This is a genomic window from Streptococcus mitis (assembly GCF_002860865.1).
GTDB classification, from domain to species: Bacteria; Bacillota; Bacilli; order Lactobacillales; family Streptococcaceae; genus Streptococcus; species Streptococcus mitis_AT.
The window spans coordinates 328,974-345,801 of the sequence record NZ_PKIE01000001.1 but is presented as its reverse complement, the minus strand read 5'-3'; the positions used below and the strand labels follow the sequence as shown (position 1 = coordinate 345,801).

Genomic DNA, 16,828 nt, shown 5'->3' with positions numbered 1-16,828 from the left:
TACTAAAGATATAGTAGTTGATTGGATTTTTGTTCATCTTTTAATCACAACAAACCCAATCTTCTCTACTGAAGACGATGAGAACTCCCCCTTTCTAGTCTAATACCATCACCAATTTTTTTACAATTCAGCAAGAATCGCTTTAAGCAAGCCTTTGAAATCACCTTTGACACGTTCTGTTACTTCCACAACTTCTTCGTGGTTAAGTTCTTCTTGGAAACCAGCCGCAAAGTTAGTAATACATGAAATTCCTAGAACTTTCAAACCCGAGTGGGCTGCCACAATAACTTCAGGAACCGTAGACATACCGACTGCATCAGCTCCCAGTGTCTTATAGGCACGAATTTCTGCTGGTGTTTCATAAGTTGGACCAGTAACACCGATATAGACACCTTCGTCAAGCTTGATACCAAGTTTTTTAGCCACTTCATGGGCAGTAGCACGGTATTCTGGTGTGTAGGCCTTAGACATATCTGGGAAACGTGGACCAAAATCATCCAAGTTTTCACCCATCAATGGGTTTTGACCTGTCATGTTGATATGGTCTGAGATAGCCATCAAAGTACCAGGCCCATATCCAATACCACCAGCAGCATTGGTCACAATAACACCTTCACATCCAAGAACTTTCATGACACGTACTGGGAAAGTCACGACTTCCAGAGGATTTCCTTCGTAGAAATGGAAACGACCTTGAAGAGCCAAAACCTTGCGACCTGCAAGTTCCCCATATACCAATTTACCAGCGTGACCAACTACTGTAGAGCGGCCCCAGTTTGGAATCTCAGCATAGTCTACTACAACTGGATTTTCGATTTCTTCTGCCAATTCTCCAAGTCCTGACCCAAGAATTAGACCGAACTCAGGGGCTGCAATTCCCTTTTCTTTCAGGAAAGTAGCAGTTTCATGGATTTTGTTTAAAAATGTCATTGTGTGTCTCCTTTATTATTTTTTTAGCATTTGACCAATTTTGTCAAAAGTTTTAGCATTACGAATGGTGATTTGGCGGTAGAAAGGCATCTTGAGCAAGTACTTATGATAGGCAGTTGCATAGTAGGATTCCTCTGAGAATTTCCCCCAGAAAATCCCAAGTTTTCCAAAATGAACGACTTCATCTTCCAGTTCCAAACCGTTCACTTTCTCGATCACTTGATTCACATCCAAGCTCTCAGTGTAGAAGAGCACATCTTTTCGAGCCAAGTCTTTGGTCCACCAATCTGGCAGATTCTCCAGCTCTGCTTCATAGTCTTCCTGACTCAGCAAAGAAAAGCTCTGAATAAATGGATAATGGATTTCAAAGAAAGCCTCTAACTTTTCAACCAATTGGGCTTTGGGAGCTGTCGAAGTAAAGAAAATATTGCCACTATTGATGTAGGTCTCAACCTTTTCCAGTCCCAACTCTGTCAGTTCTTGACGAAGCTCCGCCATGACAACCTTATTTTTCCCACCGACATTAATGCCCCGAACAAGTAAAGCATATCGCGTCATCTTATACCAATTTATCTAAGAAACTTTCCCCAATCATGGCAGTTTCAACACCAAAGTTATCGGCAATAGTCGCTGAGATATCTGCAAAATGTCCTACTGGAATGACACCATTTCCTTTAAAGGCAGGGCTGTAGGCCAACAATGGAATATATTCACGAGTATGGTCAGTTCCAGCATAGGTTGGGTCATTTCCATGGTCAGCAGTAATCAAAAGAAGATCATTCTCTCTCATGGTAGCGATAATTTCAGGCAAGCGCTCATCGAACTCATGCAAGCAATCACGATAACCGTGAGCATTACGACGGTGGCCGTAAAGAGCATCAAAGTCAACTAAGTTTGTGAAGGAGAATCCTTTTTCAAACTCAGCAAGGCCCATGGTCTTCAATAGTGTATCAATTCCATGGCTGTTTGACTTGTTGTGACCCATGTCATGGTTGATACCAGCACCGTTAAAGATATCGTTGATTTTACCAACAGCGTAAGTATCGATACCAGCTTCGTTCAATTTATCCAAAACAGTTGGTGCAAATGGAGATACGGCTAAGTCACGACGATTTGCCGTACGAGTGAAGTTACCTGGTTCACCAACATATGGACGGGCAATGATACGACCTAGAAGAGCAGGGCGCTCAAGGGTAATCGAACGAGCGTATTCACAGATACGGTACAATTCGTCCAAAGGAATGATGTCTTCGTGGGCAGCAATTTGCAAAACAGGGTCAGCTGAAGTATAGATAATCAACTCTCCAGTTTCCATCTGACGTGGTCCAAAATCATCGATAACAGCCGTTCCTGAGTAAGGTTTGTTAGCTTCACGAATGACCTTACGTCCTGAAAATTCTTCGATTTTTGTCAGGATTTCTTCTGGGAATCCGTTCCAAAAAGTATCGAAAGGCTCAGTAATATTGAGTCCCATGATTTCCCAGTGTCCAGTCATCGTATCCTTACCAAGAGATACTTCTTCCAATTTTGTTGCATATCCTGTTGGATTGCTTTCAGCTGGAACAGTCTTAAGAGGAGTTTCTCGAGGAATATTTCCAAGACCGATTTTAGCCATGTTTGGCACATTCAAACCAACGGTTTTAGAAATGTGTCCCAGTGTGTCAGAAGCTCCATCTGGAACCCCTGCATTGACAAAGTTATTAGCATCTGGTGCAGCACCGATTCCTACAGAATCTAGTACCACCAAGTGAATACGATTAAATTTTGACATAGTGTATCTCCTTATTATTTTAGTTATCTTGCTTTTGTTGAAGTTAAAATCTGAACCCCGTCTCGTCCAGCAACGATGACCTTATCCACCATTTGGTTGAATAAGCCGTGCTCCACGACGCCAACGACATGGTCCAATTCTTGTCCGAAAGTAATTGGATCTTCGATGACATCCAAGGCAAGGTCAATGATAAAGTTCTGCATATCGGTCACAAAACGTTGGCCGTCTTTTTCACGGAAACTTGGTTTGTAGCCAGCACGCTCAAAACGACGAAAGACCTGTTCTGCGCCATACTGAACCACTTCTACTGGCAATTTAAAAGCACCCAGTTTCTCGACTAGCTTGCTTTCATCCACCACCCAAATATATTCTTTTGAGGGCGTTGCGACAACCTTCTCCATCAGAAGGGCACCACCACCACCTTTGATTCCATTAAACTGATTATCCACTTCATCCGCCCCGTCGACTGTCACATCGACAAAGTCTACTTGGTCAATAGACTTGAGTGGGATATTAAGCCCTTCAGCCTGTTTACTAGTCACACTAGAAGTCGTTACAGCTGTAATCTGCAATCCTTCTTCCTTGATACGACGACCGATTTCTTCTACGAAATAATAGGCAGTAGACCCCGTTCCAAGTCCGACTACCATGCCATCCTTGACAAACTCAGCAGCCTTGATACCTGCCATTTTCTTCAGATTTTCCACTCAAACACCTCCATTAAAGAGCTACCTCTATTATACCATGTATCCGTTTTTATTTCATGGATACACTAGAAAAACCCGAACATTTTTATGTCCACCTTGTTTTGGTAGTTAGAATCTTAGTTATGAGAACTTGTAGATAAAAACAGGTCCTAGCCAAAAGCAGCAACAGTTGATTTTTTATCATAAAGATGGTTAAATAATTAAGTACAGAAAAGGAGAAATAAGATGAACCCATTAGATTTGTTTAATCAAGTAAAAGAGTTAATCGAAACAAAAGATTTCGAAGCTGCTAAGACATTCGTTGCAGAAAATCAAGAACAACTTGGAGAATACTTCTCTCAAGCTCAGCAGTTGATTTCTGGTTCAGAAGGTCTAGATGGCCTAGTTAGCAAGATTAAAGGATTTTTCTAAAAATATAAGAGGCTGGCAAAACTCAATTTCAGTAGAAAATGAAGTAAATATTCCTACAACAAAACGCATAATATCAAGGCTTGTAAATCTGATACTATGCGTTTTTATAATTAACTATGTTCGGTGATAAACTTGTAGGCTTCTTGACCAGCGATAGCTCCATCTCCAACTGCTGTTGTTACTTGGCGAAGATCTTTCAAGCGAACATCTCCAACTGCAAAGATACCATCAACTGCAGTTTTCATGTGGTTATCTGTCACAATCCAGCCAGCCTGATCTTGGATATTCAATTCTTTAACAAAATCGCTAAGAGGGTCCAATCCAACATAGATAAAGACACCACCGAAGGCTTGTTCTGTCACTTGACCTGTTTTCACATTTTCAAATACGACAGATTCTACTCGGTTTTCACCCTTAATTTCCTTTACTACAGAATCCCAGATAAATCTGATTTTCTCATTCGCAAAGGCGCGGTCTTGTAAAACCTTTTGAGCACGAAGTTGGTCACGACGGTGAACAATGGTAACAGTCTTAGCAAAACGAGTCAAGAAGATGGCTTCTTCAACAGCTGAATCTCCACCACCGACTACCAACAAATCTTGGTCACGGAAGAAAGCACCATCACACACGGCACAGTAAGAAACACCACGACTGTTCAGTTCTTCTTCTCCAGGTACTCCCAAAGGACGGTGTTTAGAACCAGTTGCTACGATAACTGTACGTGTTTCATACGCTTGGTCATCAGTAATCACTTTCTTAAAATCACCATGGTCTTCGACATTCTCAACATAACCATAGATGTGCTCAACACCAAGATTTTCAAGCGGTTCAAACATCTTTTCTGCCAATTCTGGCCCACTAATATTAGCGTATCCAGGGTAATTTTCAATATCAGATGTATTATTCATCTGACCACCCGGCAGACCACCTTCAATCAAGGCTACTTTTAGATTGCTTCGAGCAGCATACAAGGCTGCAGTCATACCTGCAGGTCCAGCACCGATAATAATAGTATCGTACATATACATCCCTTCTTTCTTGTTGTAACTATCTTTATTCTAACTCTTTCTTATCAATCAAGCAAGGATTATGCTTTGAAAACAAGAATTAAACTCATAACCGCAAAGGATAATACTGGAACAACCAAGACCCCTATCATAATCATATCATAGAGATGGGCTTGGCGAGCCTTAGCTGTCTTATCAACTCCCGACATGGCTCTCAGTCCAATCCAAATCCCTAAAAAAATCAGGACTAGGATGGTGGTCAAGATCAAACTCTCGAAATATAAAGAAAATAGTTGCAGTAGCATGATTTCTCTCATTTCTATCTTTTTTAAAGAGTAAACTCAGCTAGTCCAGCTAACTGAGTTTTTCTTTATCTATTATATCAAATATAAGTCCGTTTGTAACTAGCGAAGAATTCTTTTGTCCGCTCTTCTTTAGGATGGTGGATAATCTCATCCGGTGTTCCAGACTCAATGATTTTCCCCTTATCTAAGAAGAGAATCTTATCAGCCACTTGGGCTACAAAGGACATATCGTGACTCACTAAAATCATAGTCTGTCCTGACTTAGCAGCATCTGCAATAGATTTTTCTACTTCACCAACCAATTCTGGGTCAAGAGCTGAAGTTGGTTCGTCTAAAAGCAAGACATCTGGTTTCATAGCAAGCGCACGCGCTAAAGCAACCCGTTGCTTTTGTCCACCTGATAAATGGCGAGGATAATGGTTTTCACGGTCTGAAAGCCCAACCTTAGCCAACTCTTCCTTGGCAATCTTGGTTGCTTCTTGGTCGGATAATTTCTTGACAACAACCAAGCCTTCTTTCACATTATCAAGTGCTGTTCGGCGTTCAAACAAATTAAACTGTTGGAAAACCATAGACAACTTACGGCGTAGGGCAAGGATTTCTTCTTGAGTGATTTTAGAAAAATCAACTGAGAAATCATCAATCTGAATAGAGCCACTGTCAGGTGTTTCAAGATAATTGAGACTACGAAGGAAGGTTGATTTTCCAGCTCCTGAAGAACCAATCAAGGCTACAACTTCCCCTTTTTGAATATCCAAGTTCAGATGATCCAAGACAGTCTGTCCTGAAAAGGATTTGCTTAAATTCGAAATCTTAATCATTAACGAAGGTCTCCTTTCACATCTGTTTTCACTGTATCGGGTGCAGAAATAGCCATTTTTCTCTCGATGAAACGACCGAGGCTTTCAATTCCGATATTGACTACCCAATAAACAAGGGCAACGGAGATAAAGCGTTCAAAGTAACGATAATCAGCTCCACCTAGAATCTGAGCTTGGGCAAAGACTTCCACAACACCCGCACTAAAGGCTAGGGAAGTTCCCTTGGTCAATCCGATTAGAGAATTGATTAAGGTTGGAGTCGCCACAACTGCTGCATTTGGAATAATTACGCGACGATAAACTTGTGCTCGGGTCATGCCCAGACTGCGTGCCGCCTCAATCTCACCAGGATTGACTGAGAGAATGGCTGCACGAATGGTTTCACTGGCATAAGCTGCTTCATTGAAGGCAAAGGCAACAATCGCAAAAGCAGCGGCTGGAATCGCATTGATATTGAGACCAGTTCCCCATTGCTGATTGAGAGCTTTCAAAGCCAAAGGAATTCCGTAGTAGGTCAACATGAGTTGCACCAAAATCGGTGTCCCTTTTAAGAAGCTAACAAAGAAGGCCTGCAAGGGATATAAAATCTTGACACGATTGATTTTCACAATGGCAAAAAGAAGTGCCAAAACCAAGCCAAAAAGAGCACCACCAATTGTCAACATGATCGTTGTTGGAAGTTGTTGGACAATTCTCGGGATTCCATCAAAGACCGAACGCAAGCTAAACAGCTTGCCATCCGGAATCAATTGCATCAAGTTTTGGTACCAATCTGATGCTAAAATCGTTGTAACATTCATAAAAACATCCTCTCCTGATAATGATTCATTCTACCATACTTCTGCCGTCAATGAAATTATTTGCTACGGTCAGATACAGACTTTATCTACCTACTAGTTTATCATACTTTGAAACAGGGAGGTTATATATTTTATCTATCAAAGAGATAGATAAAAACTATTTCAATCCCAATTCTTCATAAGGTTTTCGATAACCGATTTGCTTAACAGTTCCATTTTCTACTAAAATGGGTCGTTTTAACAACATTCCGTCGCTTGCTAGCAACTCAGCTGCTTCTTGGTTTGACAGGCTTCCTACCTTATTTTTCAGCCCTAATTCACGGTATTTGATCCCACTGGTGTTGAAAAATTGCTTCAACTCAAAACCCGAGGTTTCTAGCCAGTTTAAAATGACTTCTTGGCTAGGTGTTTCTTCGACGATATGGACGGCTTTGTAGTCCACACCTAATTGATTTAATTCTTGTTTTGCTTTTTTACAAGTTGAACATTTTGGATATTCGATAAATTCTAACATGTCTTTCACTTTCTATTATTTATATCTTTAAAATCTGCGTCTTCATGCTCCAAGAGCCAAGCTTTCTTTTCCACTCCTGCAGCATAACCTGTCAGACGCTTGCCAGCTCCCAGCACCCGATGACAAGGTACTAGGATAGACCAAGGATTGCGTCCTACCGCTCCACCAATTGCTTGAGCAGAATCCACTTGCAAGTCTTGTGCTATTTGTCCATAGGTCACTGTCTGACCATAAGGAATTCCCTGTAGATAGGACCAAACTCGCTTTTCAAAATCCGTTCCGATTGGAGCCAAGGGCAAGTCGGATAAATCCTGAGGCTTGCCTTTAAAGTAAGCATCTAAGCAAGCAATAACTGGGTCTAAAATGGGATGACTAACAACTGCTTCTATAGTCTCATCTCCCAGTCCCCTCTCAAAATGCTTCTGCTCATGCACCCAAATGCCATACAGATATTGCTCGTCGGCAACCAGTGATAGAATACCAATTGGCGAAGAGTAGAGAATTTTTGCATACTTCTTTTGCATTATTTCTTCAATTTTTGATAGGCCAAGCGTTCGCCATCAACTGGGACCTTACCAACCTGTTTAAAACCGAGTTTTTCAAAAATATGTTGCATAGCCTTGTTTGCAACATGTGTATCTGAGCGAAAATCTAGATAGTCAAAACCTTCAATCAAGCCCTCTAAGAAGGTTTGAGCAATTCCTTGTCCCTGGACATCTACAGCCACAGCAATACGGTGAAAGACTAGGTACTCTGACTCTCCAGCTTGCCATTTTCCTTCATAAATGGATTCATAGGCCTCCTCTGGACTCTTGGTCACAGCTGCATAAGCTAGTAGTTCTCCATCTTCCAATGCTACATAGGCTTGACCTGAGATAATATCCTCAATAATAATATCAGCATTTGGATAACCATTTTGCCACTGGTCACTACCAGCATCCGCTAAACATTTTTTAGCATCTTCCATCACCTGCATGATGGCATCTACTTCATTTGGAAAAGCTAAACGAATCTCCATCTTTTCTCCTCATTTCTGACTAGTTTCTCCCATCATAGCATAATTTAAGTCTTTCTACAAGCAGTTAAAACTTGACTTTCTGTTTTTGTTATTTTATAATCTAGTTATTAAAACTAGATAAAAAGGAGTTGGAAATGAAAACTACCTTTTCCTACCCAAAATGGGCAGAAATTCCAAACATTGACCTCTATCTAGACCAGGTTTTACTCTATGTCAATCAGGTCTGCGCCCCTATCTCTCCTGATAAAGACAAGGGCCTGACAGCATCTATGGTTAATAATTATGTGAAACATGGTTACCTGACAAAGCCTGACAAGAAAAAATACCAACGCCAACAGATTGCCCGTCTGATTGCTATCACAACCCTAAAGTCTGTCTTTTCAATCCAAGAAATCGCTCAGACACTGAATACTCTCCAAACTCAAGCAAGTTCAGACCAACTCTACGATGCTTTTGTGGACTACATGAACCAAGGAATTGACCCAGCTAACCCCATTATCCAAACCAGCTGCAAAACCGTTAAACTCTATCATCAAACTCTAGCCTTAATCGATCATACTCAAGAGGAGGTAATCAAATGAACACTAGTCTTAAACTCAGCAAACAACTCAGTTTTGGAGAGGAGATTGCTAATAGCGTGACCCATGCCGTAGGTTCAATCATCATGCTCATCTTACTGCCTATTTCATCCACCTATAGTTATGAGGCACACGGATTTTTATCATCTATCGGCGTTTCCATTTTCGTTATTAGTCTCTTTCTCATGTTCCTCTCATCCACCATTTATCACTCTATGGCCTATGGTTCAACCCACAAATATGTCTTGAGAATTATTGACCATTCTATGATTTATGTTGCCATTGCTGGCTCTTATACACCTGTCGTACTGACTTTGATGAATAACTGGTTTGGCTATCTAATTATTGTCATTCAATGGGGAACGACCATCTTTGGTATTCTCTATAAAATCTTTGCTAAAAAGGTCAATGAGAAATTCAGCCTTGCTCTTTACCTGATTATGGGCTGGTTGGTTCTGGCTATCATTCCTGCCATTATCAGTCAAACAACGCCAATTTTCTGGAGTCTCATGGTAACTGGCGGACTCTGTTATACAGTTGGGGCTGGATTTTACGCCAAGAAAAAACCTTATTTCCACATGATTTGGCATCTCTTTATCCTAGCAGCATCTGCCCTCCAGTACATTGCCATTGTTTATTTCATGTAAAAATAGGTTAGGAGAAAAAATCCTAACCTATTTTTTATTCTCTATGATGTTTTATACCCAATCAAAAAAGTACTCTAGTCCATTTTATAGTACCTACTAGCGTGCCGTCAATTATGGGATACTGCTTCCCTGATAGTATGTAAATCAGAATAGTTATACTCTTCGAAAATCTCTTCAAACCACGTCAGCGTCGCCTTACCGTACTCAAGTACACCCTGTGGCTAGCTTCCTAGTTTGCTTTTTGATTTTCATTGAGTCTAAATAAAAAACAGAACTAGCATGAACTAGTCCTGTCTATTGTTACCCAATCACACTTCCATTTGGTACAGCTGGATCAACTGTGAGAAGAGTTAATTGTCCATCATGTTCAGCTGAGAGAATCATCCCTTGGCTGACATATTTCTTCATCATCTTACGAGGTTTTAGATTGGCAACGATTTGAACTTTCTTGCCGACCAATTCTTGTTCATTTGGATAATATTTTGCAATTCCTGAGAGGATTTGACGATCTTCACCATCACCAGCATCTAAGCGGAATTGAAGCAACTTGTCAGAACCTTCCACTTTAGAAACTTCTTTGACTTCTGCGACACGGATTTCAACCTTGTCAAAGTCTTCAAACTTGATTTCTTCCTTGTTAAGTTTGAGTTCAACTTCATCTGGATTCCATTCTTTTTCTACAGCTGGTTTGTTGCCTTCCATTTGTTCCTTGATATAGGCGATTTCTTCTTCCATATCCAGACGTGGGAAAATTGGTGTTCCCTTAGCAACTACAGTCACACCTGCAGGGAAATCAGCCAATTTCAAGTTCTCAAGGCTCGCTACTTCATCCAAGCCAAGTTGAGTCAAAACTGCACGACTGGTTTCCATCATAAACGGCTCAATCAAGTGAGCTACGACACGAAGGCTGGCTGCCAAGTGGCTCATAACACTTGCTAATTGGTCACGATGAGCTTCATCCTTAGCCAATACCCATGGAGCTGTTTCATCAATGTATTTATTGGTACGAGAGATAAGGGTCCAGACTGCTTCAAGGGCACGTGGGTAGTCAACTGCTTCCATGTGAGTATGGTAGTCAGCGATTGATTCAGCAACTACTTGATCAAGAGCATTGTCAAATTCTGTCACGCCCTCTTCATAGGCTGGGATTTGCCCATCAAAGTACTTATTAATCATAGAAACCGTACGGTTGAGGAGGTTTCCAAGGTCATTGGCTAATTCATAGTTGATACGTCCTACATAATCTTCTGGAGTAAAGGTTCCGTCTGAACCAACTGGAAGGCTACGCATGAGGTAGTAACGAAGCGGATCTAGTCCATAACGCTCTACCAACATTTCAGGGTATACGACATTCCCTTTTGACTTAGACATTTTGCCATCTTTCATGACGAACCAACCATGGGCAATCAAACGTTCTGGCAATTTGATATCCAACATCATAAGAAGGATTGGCCAGTAGATTGAGTGGAATCGAAGGATGTCTTTCCCTACCATATGGAAGACTGTGCCATTCCAGAATTTGTCAAAGTTACCATGTTCATCTTGACCGTATCCAAGAGCTGTCGCATAGTTAAGAAGGGCATCAATCCAAACGTAGACAACGTGTTTTGGATTTGATGGAACTGGTACCCCCCATGTAAAGGTTGTACGAGAAACCGCCAAATCTTCCAAACCAGGTTCGATGAAGTTGCGAAGCATTTCATTCAGACGACCATCTGGAGTGATAAATTCAGGATGGGACTTGAAAAATTCCACCAAACGATCTTGGTATTTGCTGAGACGAAGGAAGTATGATTCTTCAGAAACCCATTCTACTTCGTGACCTGATGGAGCAATACCCCCAGTTACATTTCCAGCTTCGTCATGGAAAACTTCCGCAAGCTGGCTTTCTGTAAAGAATTCCTCATCTGAGACTGAGTACCAACCAGAGTATTCACCCAAGTAAATATCATCTTGAGCAAGTAAGCGCTCAAAGACTTGTGCGACAACTTTTTCATGGTAGTCATCAGTCGTACGGATAAATTTATCGTATGAGATATCGAGTAATTGCCAGAGTTCTTTAACTCCAACTGCCATCCCATCAACATAGGCTTGAGGAGTAATTCCAGCTTCTTCTGCTTTCTGCTGGATTTTCTGACCATGTTCATCAAGACCTGTCAGATAAAAGACATCGTAGCCCATCAGGCGTTTGTAACGTGCTAGGACATCACAAGCGATGGTTGTGTAGGCAGAACCGATATGCAGTTTTCCAGATGGATAGTAAATCGGCGTTGTAATATAAAAATTCTTTTCAGACATAATTTTTCCTTTCCAGGCAAATGAAACCTGTTTTTCTAACACTTCATTATATCACATTTTTAAGGATTTTCGATAGGGAAATCTATACAAAAACAAGATAGACAAGCGTCCATCTTGTTGATCTTATTCATATCGAAGGGCTTCAATCGGATCAAGTTTCGATGCCTTGTTGGCTGGCAAGACTCCAAAAATCATACCCACACTAGCCGAAACTGCAAGACTAAATAGGGCAACTGGAATTGATACTCCTACTTCTATACCAGCTATCAATCCTTGCAAGAGTAGACCAGCTATAGCGGTTAAGCCTGTCGCAATGGTTAGACCAATGACTCCACCAAGCAAGGTCAAAATCATGGATTCAATCAAAAACTGAATTAAAATATTGGCACGCGTTGCACCCAAAGCCTTACGGAGACCAATCTCACGGGTACGCTCTGTAACAGAAACCAGCATAATGTTCATAACACCAGTTCCTCCAACAAAGAGAGAAATTCCTGCAATGGCACTAATAACCGTCGTCATAAAACTAAACGATTGTTGAACTTCTGCAAATGCAGCTGACTCATCCGCCACTTGATATTCTCCCTGTTGCAAGCCAGCAAGCTCTGTCATTTTTCGTGCTAATTCTGGACCCAGAGTTTGAGTCAAGCTTGTGTCATTCACTCGAAAGACAATATTAGCTATTTCATCTACATTAAAATTCGCAGCAAGGGAAGTATTTGTAGTAATGGGCAAGCCACCAAAACCATATATTTTTGAACGTTTAGCCTCTGGACTAGTATAAACCCCAATGACCCGGTAACTAAATCCATTGACTTCTACAACCTTGTTAATAGCCTCTTGAGGAGAGCCAAATAAACTAATGGACAATTCTTCATCAAGCAAAATAACACTTGCAAACTCTTTGAAATCTTGCTCTCTCAGACTACGACCTGCAATGATTTCATTCTTAACAGCGTCCATATAGGTTCTATTCCCGCCTGTCAAATTGGCATTTTCAACCTTTTTATCTTTATAAGTCAAGATGGCGTTAGTTGAGTTGGTTACATAGTAATTATCCACTCCCTTGAGTTTGGCTGCCTCTTTAACCCAGGATTCTTGCGGTTTTGGCGGTTCAACATGAACTTCCTCTTCTTTTCCAGAAACCGTAAAAGCTGATTGTTTCTGAGTAAAAGATCCATCTTTGCTTTTTTTAGAAGAGAAAAAGACACTAATATTCTTCTGAGATTTGGTCATATCTTTGTTGAGTTGACGAGATAGGGAATCACCTAGAGCCATAATCACAACAACTGATGAAACACCGATAATAATCCCAATCATGGTAAGCAAAGAACGCATCTTGTGAGCCATGATAGATGAAAAGGCAAATTTCAGATTCTGCATCTTAGTTTTCCTCCTTTTCTAACTGAGCACTATCAGATGAAATAACTCCATCTCGAATGACAATCTGGCGTTTAGCATAAGCAGCGATTTCAGGCTCATGCGTTACCATGATAATGGTTTTTCCTTCTTTATTCAAGTCAACCAATAGTTGCATAATTTGATTCCCTGTTTTAGTATCCAAGGCTCCTGTCGGTTCGTCCGCTAGGATAATAGAAGGATTGTTTACCAATGCACGCGCGATAGCTACACGTTGCTTTTGACCTCCAGATAATTCCGAAGGCAAATGATGACTACGCTCAGTCAATTCAACCTTTTCTAAATACTCCTCAGCCAACTTACGACGTTTTGAAGACGAAACTCCTGCGTAAATCAAGGGCAATTCTACATTTTGCAAAGCATTGAGTTTGGATAGAAGAAAGAACTGCTGAAAGACAAATCCGATTTGTTGGTTACGGACCTTGGCTAGTTGTTTTTCACCAAGTCCAGCCACTTCTTGGCCTTCAAGATAATACTCTCCACTGGTTGGTGTATCCAACATGCCAATGGTATTCATTAGAGTAGACTTACCAGAACCCGATGGTCCCATGATGGCAACAAACTCACCCTCATTCACTTCTAGGTTGATATTTTTGAGAACCTGCAGCTCTTGGTCACCATTCCGGTAACTTCTGCAGATATTTTTTAAACTAATTAGTTTCTTCATCAGCCTTCACCTCTTTTCCTTCCTCTAGAGAAGACGTTGGGTTACTGATGACCTTGACTCCATTTGTCAGACCTGAAGTGATTTCTTGGTTGTCTGCATCAGCATTTCCCAAACCGACTTCCACTTTCTTGGCCTTTTTCTGCTCGTCAAGTACCCAGACATAGTTCTTATCATTTTCAGTCACAACACTTGTTAGTGGAACCAGAATAGCTTTACTCTTATTCTTAACCTCAACACTTACTGAGAATCCTTGTTTCAAGTCACCGATTTCACTTGTAACATCGATGGTATATGGATATTTAGAACCAGAGTTACCGCCTGCTGCTGCAGCTGCACTTGCTGCTTCTCCATTGTTTTTAGGGTAGTCAGAAATATAGCTAAGCTTACCAGTCCAGCTTTTATCTTGATAAACTTTAGAAGTAAAGGTTACTTCTTGACCTACAGATAGGTTGGCGAGGTTATATTCAGATAGTTCTCCCTTAACTTGCAAGTTTTCATTACTTACGACATGAACGACTACTTGGCTAGCTCCTGTTGGAGATTTAGAAACATTGTGGTTGACTTCGACCACAGTTCCCTCTAGGGTACTGAGAACCGTCATTGCATCTAACTGACTTTGAGCCTTACTTAATTGTGCTGCTGCATCTGCACGAGCATCACGGGCATCACCCAACTGAGCGTCAATAGAAGCAACAGAATTTCCAGCCACTGGAGTTGGGCTTTGCACCGTTGCATCTTCTCCTCCTGCTGGCGTAGAGGCTTGAGGAGCCGGAGCTGAAGCGGCTTCATTTCGTGCTTGATTGAGTTCATTGATATGACGATCTGCCTTAGCGACTGCTCGGCTAGCTGAATCATAGGCCGCCTGCGCTTCTGAACTACTGTACTTGACTAAAGCCTGCCCTTCGCTGACCTTATCGCCCACAGAAACAAGGATTTCATCTAAATCTCCCTTACTAGCGTCAAAATAAACATACTGTTCATTTTTTGCTGTTACTGTCCCTGACAATAAAACAGAGGATGCCACGCTTCCTTCCTTGGCAACAACAAGATGAGTAGCCTCATCTTTTACAGCAGTCTGAGAAGGTTGTCTAAAGAGTAAAATCCCCCCAGCACCCAATACAACTACACTTGCAGCACCAATTGCTGCATACAATTGCCACTTTTTAGCTTTACCATTCTTTTTCATAATGAAACTCCTTTTTGATTTAAAGTTCTTAACAATATTATACAAAAATTATCAATTTGAAACAATAACATTTCAGAACGAAATAATGACATTTCAGGATTTAATTATTGTTCGGGATTCATTTTACAATCATTGTACTAGTTATATCATACACTTTATTTTTCTTTTTTGCAAGCCTTTTCTTGAATTTTTTTGTACGTAGCAGATTTTTGCAATCAAATCAAAAAAAAGATAGAATATGACTATCAAAAAATGACACTCGACTATTTAAAAGAGTACAAAGGAGTTTTCAATGAGAGAATACGATATCATCGCTATCGGTGGAGGTAGCGGAGGAATTGCTACCATGAACCGTGCTGGTGAACACGGAGCTAAAGCAGCCGTTATTGAGGAAAAGAAACTAGGTGGAACCTGTGTCAATGTCGGCTGTGTTCCGAAAAAAATCATGTGGTACGGGGCGCAAATCGCTGAGACTTTCCATCAATTTGGAGAAGACTACGGCTTTAAGAATACTGATCTTAACTTTGACTTTGCAACCCTACGTCGCAATCGTGAAGCCTACATCGATCGCGCTCGTTCTTCTTATGATGGCAGTTTTAAACGTAACGGTGTAGACTTAATTGAAGGTCATGCTGAATTTGTAGATTCTCATACTGTCAGCGTAAATGATGAACTGATTCGTGCTAAACATATCGTGATTGCGACAGGTGCCCATCCAAGTATTCCTAATATTCCTGGTGCTGAGCTAGGTGGCTCTTCTGATGATGTATTTGCTTGGGAAGAATTGCCAGAGCCAGTTGCTATTCTAGGCGCTGGTTATATCGCCGTTGAATTGGCTGGCGTACTCCACACTTTTGGTGTCAAGACAGACCTCTTTGTTCGCCGTGATCGCCCTTTACGTGGTTTTGATTCCTACATCGTTGAAGGTTTGGTCAAGGAAATGGAAAGAACAAACTTACCACTTCATACTCACAAAGTCCCTGTCAAGTTAGAAAAAACTGCTGAAGGCATTACCATTCATTTTGAAGATGGTACTAGTCACACAGCTAGCCAAGTTATCTGGGCTACGGGTCGCCGTCCAAACGTTAAGGGCTTGCAACTTGAAAAAGCTGGAGTCACTCTGAACGAACGTGGCTTTATCCAAGTGGATGAATACCAAAATACTGTTGTTGAAGGAATCTACGCTCTAGGTGATGTAACAGGTGAAAAGGAACTGACTCCAGTTGCTATCAAGGCTGGGCGTACCCTATCTGAACGTCTCTTTAACGGAAAAACAACTGCTAAAATGGACTACTCAACTATTCCAACCGTTGTCTTTTCACACCCTGCTATCGGAACGGTTGGATTGACCGAAGAGCAAGCTATTAAAGAATACGGTCAAGACCAAATCAAGGTTTACAAATCAAGCTTTGCATCTATGTACTCTGCCGTTACTAGCAATAGACAAGAATCCCGTTTCAAATTGATCACAGCTGGTTCAGAAGAAAAAGTTGTCGGACTTCATGGAATTGGCTATGGTGTTGATGAAATGATTCAAGGATTTGCTGTTGCTATCAAAATGGGAGCAACCAAGGCTGACTTTGATGCAACTGTTGCGATTCACCCAACTGCATCTGAAGAATTTGTAACTATGCGTTAATCGAAATAAAAGAAGCAGAGCAAAAAACACTTCTAAATATCAAAAATCGAGTATTGCCGTAGTTGGAGATACTCGTTTTCTTATGTTTTATTTTATAGTATGTTGAAATA

Annotated in this window: 18 protein-coding genes and 1 pseudogene; 4 read left to right on the top strand and 15 right to left on the bottom strand. The window is 41.0% G+C overall.

Annotated elements, in window-relative coordinates; genetic code table 11:
• Positions 1–120: 120 nt before the first annotated feature.
• The 4 genes and pseudogenes from CYK18_RS01790 to rpiA all read right to left on the bottom strand — a co-directional run bounded on the left by CYK18_RS01790 (position 121) and on the right by rpiA (position 3,408).
• Positions 121–930 carry a purine-nucleoside phosphorylase gene (locus tag CYK18_RS01790; RefSeq protein ID WP_101784687.1) on the bottom strand — a complete coding sequence of 270 codons (810 nt, stop codon included), beginning with the start codon at positions 928–930 and terminating at the stop codon, positions 121–123.
• A pseudogene (locus tag CYK18_RS01785) lies at positions 927–1,488 on the bottom strand (DUF1697 domain-containing protein). The gene CYK18_RS01790 and the pseudogene CYK18_RS01785 overlap by 4 nt, the downstream one beginning before the upstream one ends.
• Position 1,489: 1 nt before the next feature.
• Positions 1,490–2,701 (bottom strand): phosphopentomutase, encoded by a 1,212-nt coding sequence (locus CYK18_RS01780; protein WP_101784684.1) that lies wholly within the window; start codon positions 2,699–2,701, stop codon positions 1,490–1,492.
• Positions 2,702–2,724: 23 nt separating this feature from the next.
• Positions 2,725–3,408 carry a ribose-5-phosphate isomerase RpiA gene (rpiA, locus tag CYK18_RS01775; RefSeq protein WP_101784682.1) on the bottom strand — a complete coding sequence of 228 codons (684 nt, stop codon included), beginning with the start codon at positions 3,406–3,408 and terminating at the stop codon, positions 2,725–2,727.
• A gap of 225 nt (positions 3,409–3,633) precedes the next feature.
• On the opposite strand from rpiA, the gene CYK18_RS01770 reads away from it, so the two are divergent.
• Positions 3,634–3,819 (top strand): hypothetical protein, encoded by a 186-nt coding sequence (locus tag CYK18_RS01770; RefSeq protein WP_001068559.1) that lies wholly within the window; start codon positions 3,634–3,636, stop codon positions 3,817–3,819.
• Between the two features lie 110 nt (positions 3,820–3,929).
• Here CYK18_RS01770 and trxB read toward each other — a convergent pair whose 3' ends face one another.
• From trxB to CYK18_RS01735, 7 genes are all read right to left on the bottom strand, one after another.
• Positions 3,930–4,841 carry a thioredoxin-disulfide reductase gene (gene trxB, locus CYK18_RS01765; protein ID WP_101782588.1) on the bottom strand — a complete coding sequence of 304 codons (912 nt, stop codon included), beginning with the start codon at positions 4,839–4,841 and terminating at the stop codon, positions 3,930–3,932.
• A 65-nt stretch (positions 4,842–4,906) separates the two neighbouring features.
• Positions 4,907–5,131 (bottom strand): DUF4059 family protein, encoded by a 225-nt coding sequence (locus CYK18_RS01760; protein ID WP_000926599.1) that lies wholly within the window; start codon positions 5,129–5,131, stop codon positions 4,907–4,909.
• 77 nt (positions 5,132–5,208) lie between these two features.
• On the bottom strand, positions 5,209–5,952 hold the full coding sequence (locus CYK18_RS01755; protein ID WP_000590982.1) for an amino acid ABC transporter ATP-binding protein: 744 nt from the start codon (positions 5,950–5,952) through the stop codon (positions 5,209–5,211).
• A complete protein-coding gene (locus CYK18_RS01750) occupies positions 5,952–6,752 on the bottom strand; it encodes an amino acid ABC transporter permease (protein ID WP_101784680.1) in 801 nt (266 codons plus the stop codon). Before CYK18_RS01750 ends, CYK18_RS01755 begins: the two co-directional genes overlap by 1 nt.
• 157 nt (positions 6,753–6,909) lie before the next feature.
• Positions 6,910–7,266 carry an arsenate reductase family protein gene (locus CYK18_RS01745; RefSeq protein WP_101782587.1) on the bottom strand — a complete coding sequence of 119 codons (357 nt, stop codon included), beginning with the start codon at positions 7,264–7,266 and terminating at the stop codon, positions 6,910–6,912.
• A gap of 5 nt (positions 7,267–7,271) precedes the next feature.
• Positions 7,272–7,790, bottom strand: coding sequence for a methylated-DNA--[protein]-cysteine S-methyltransferase (locus CYK18_RS01740; RefSeq protein ID WP_101784678.1), 519 nt, complete (start codon positions 7,788–7,790; stop codon positions 7,272–7,274).
• Positions 7,790–8,284: a GNAT family N-acetyltransferase gene (locus CYK18_RS01735; RefSeq protein WP_101784676.1), complete on the bottom strand. Its 495-nt coding sequence runs from the start codon at positions 8,282–8,284 to the stop codon at positions 7,790–7,792. The genes CYK18_RS01740 and CYK18_RS01735 overlap by 1 nt, the downstream gene beginning before the upstream one ends.
• Positions 8,285–8,418: 134 nt before the next feature.
• On the opposite strand from CYK18_RS01735, the gene CYK18_RS01730 reads away from it, so the two are divergent.
• Positions 8,419–8,865, top strand: coding sequence for a DUF1836 domain-containing protein (locus tag CYK18_RS01730; RefSeq protein ID WP_101782584.1), 447 nt, complete (start codon positions 8,419–8,421; stop codon positions 8,863–8,865).
• Positions 8,862–9,509 (top strand): PAQR family membrane homeostasis protein TrhA, encoded by a 648-nt coding sequence (trhA, locus tag CYK18_RS01725; RefSeq protein ID WP_101782583.1) that lies wholly within the window; start codon positions 8,862–8,864, stop codon positions 9,507–9,509. Before CYK18_RS01730 ends, trhA begins: the two co-directional genes overlap by 4 nt.
• Before the next feature lie 300 nt (positions 9,510–9,809).
• Here trhA and metG read toward each other — a convergent pair whose 3' ends face one another.
• From metG to CYK18_RS01705, 4 genes are all read right to left on the bottom strand, one after another.
• The gene (metG, locus tag CYK18_RS01720; RefSeq protein WP_101784674.1) at positions 9,810–11,807 is read right to left on the bottom strand and encodes a methionine--tRNA ligase; all 1,998 of its coding nucleotides are present in this window, start codon (positions 11,805–11,807) and stop codon (positions 9,810–9,812) included.
• A gap of 123 nt (positions 11,808–11,930) precedes the next feature.
• Complete coding sequence (locus tag CYK18_RS01715) at positions 11,931–13,190, bottom strand: ABC transporter permease (protein WP_101782581.1); 1,260 nt, start codon at positions 13,188–13,190, stop codon at positions 11,931–11,933.
• A 1-nt stretch (position 13,191) separates the two neighbouring features.
• Positions 13,192–13,893, bottom strand: coding sequence for an ABC transporter ATP-binding protein (locus CYK18_RS01710; RefSeq protein ID WP_101784672.1), 702 nt, complete (start codon positions 13,891–13,893; stop codon positions 13,192–13,194).
• On the bottom strand, positions 13,877–15,082 hold the full coding sequence (locus CYK18_RS01705; protein WP_180948008.1) for an efflux RND transporter periplasmic adaptor subunit: 1,206 nt from the start codon (positions 15,080–15,082) through the stop codon (positions 13,877–13,879). The genes CYK18_RS01710 and CYK18_RS01705 overlap by 17 nt, the downstream gene beginning before the upstream one ends.
• Before the next feature lie 289 nt (positions 15,083–15,371).
• Between CYK18_RS01705 and gor the strand changes: the two genes are divergently transcribed.
• Positions 15,372–16,718, top strand: a complete 1,347-nt coding sequence (gene gor, locus CYK18_RS01700; protein ID WP_101784668.1) for a glutathione-disulfide reductase — start codon at positions 15,372–15,374, stop codon at positions 16,716–16,718.
• The last annotated feature ends 110 nt before the right edge of the window (positions 16,719–16,828 follow it).

What these genes read in the sequence shown, in the direction of transcription:
- CYK18_RS01790 (WP_101784687.1), bottom strand. Translation starts at nt 930, where the DNA reads ATGACATTTTTAAACAAAATCCATGAAACTGCTACTTTCCTGAAAGAA.
- CYK18_RS01780 (WP_101784684.1), bottom strand. Translation starts at nt 2,701, where the DNA reads ATGTCAAAATTTAATCGTATTCACTTGGTGGTACTAGATTCTGTAGGA.
- CYK18_RS01770 (WP_001068559.1), top strand. Translation starts at nt 3,634, where the DNA reads ATGAACCCATTAGATTTGTTTAATCAAGTAAAAGAGTTAATCGAAACA.
- trxB (WP_101782588.1), bottom strand. Translation starts at nt 4,841, where the DNA reads ATGTACGATACTATTATTATCGGTGCTGGACCTGCAGGTATGACTGCA.
- CYK18_RS01760 (WP_000926599.1), bottom strand. Translation starts at nt 5,131, where the DNA reads ATGCTACTGCAACTATTTTCTTTATATTTCGAGAGTTTGATCTTGACC.
- CYK18_RS01755 (WP_000590982.1), bottom strand. Translation starts at nt 5,952, where the DNA reads ATGATTAAGATTTCGAATTTAAGCAAATCCTTTTCAGGACAGACTGTC.
- CYK18_RS01750 (WP_101784680.1), bottom strand. Translation starts at nt 6,752, where the DNA reads ATGAATGTTACAACGATTTTAGCATCAGATTGGTACCAAAACTTGATG.
- CYK18_RS01745 (WP_101782587.1), bottom strand. Translation starts at nt 7,266, where the DNA reads ATGTTAGAATTTATCGAATATCCAAAATGTTCAACTTGTAAAAAAGCA.
- CYK18_RS01740 (WP_101784678.1), bottom strand. Translation starts at nt 7,790, where the DNA reads ATGCAAAAGAAGTATGCAAAAATTCTCTACTCTTCGCCAATTGGTATT.
- CYK18_RS01735 (WP_101784676.1), bottom strand. Translation starts at nt 8,284, where the DNA reads ATGGAGATTCGTTTAGCTTTTCCAAATGAAGTAGATGCCATCATGCAG.
- CYK18_RS01730 (WP_101782584.1), top strand. Translation starts at nt 8,419, where the DNA reads ATGAAAACTACCTTTTCCTACCCAAAATGGGCAGAAATTCCAAACATT.
- trhA (WP_101782583.1), top strand. Translation starts at nt 8,862, where the DNA reads ATGAACACTAGTCTTAAACTCAGCAAACAACTCAGTTTTGGAGAGGAG.
- metG (WP_101784674.1), bottom strand. Translation starts at nt 11,807, where the DNA reads ATGTCTGAAAAGAATTTTTATATTACAACGCCGATTTACTATCCATCT.
- CYK18_RS01715 (WP_101782581.1), bottom strand. Translation starts at nt 13,190, where the DNA reads ATGCAGAATCTGAAATTTGCCTTTTCATCTATCATGGCTCACAAGATG.
- CYK18_RS01710 (WP_101784672.1), bottom strand. Translation starts at nt 13,893, where the DNA reads ATGAAGAAACTAATTAGTTTAAAAAATATCTGCAGAAGTTACCGGAAT.
- gor (WP_101784668.1), top strand. Translation starts at nt 15,372, where the DNA reads ATGAGAGAATACGATATCATCGCTATCGGTGGAGGTAGCGGAGGAATT.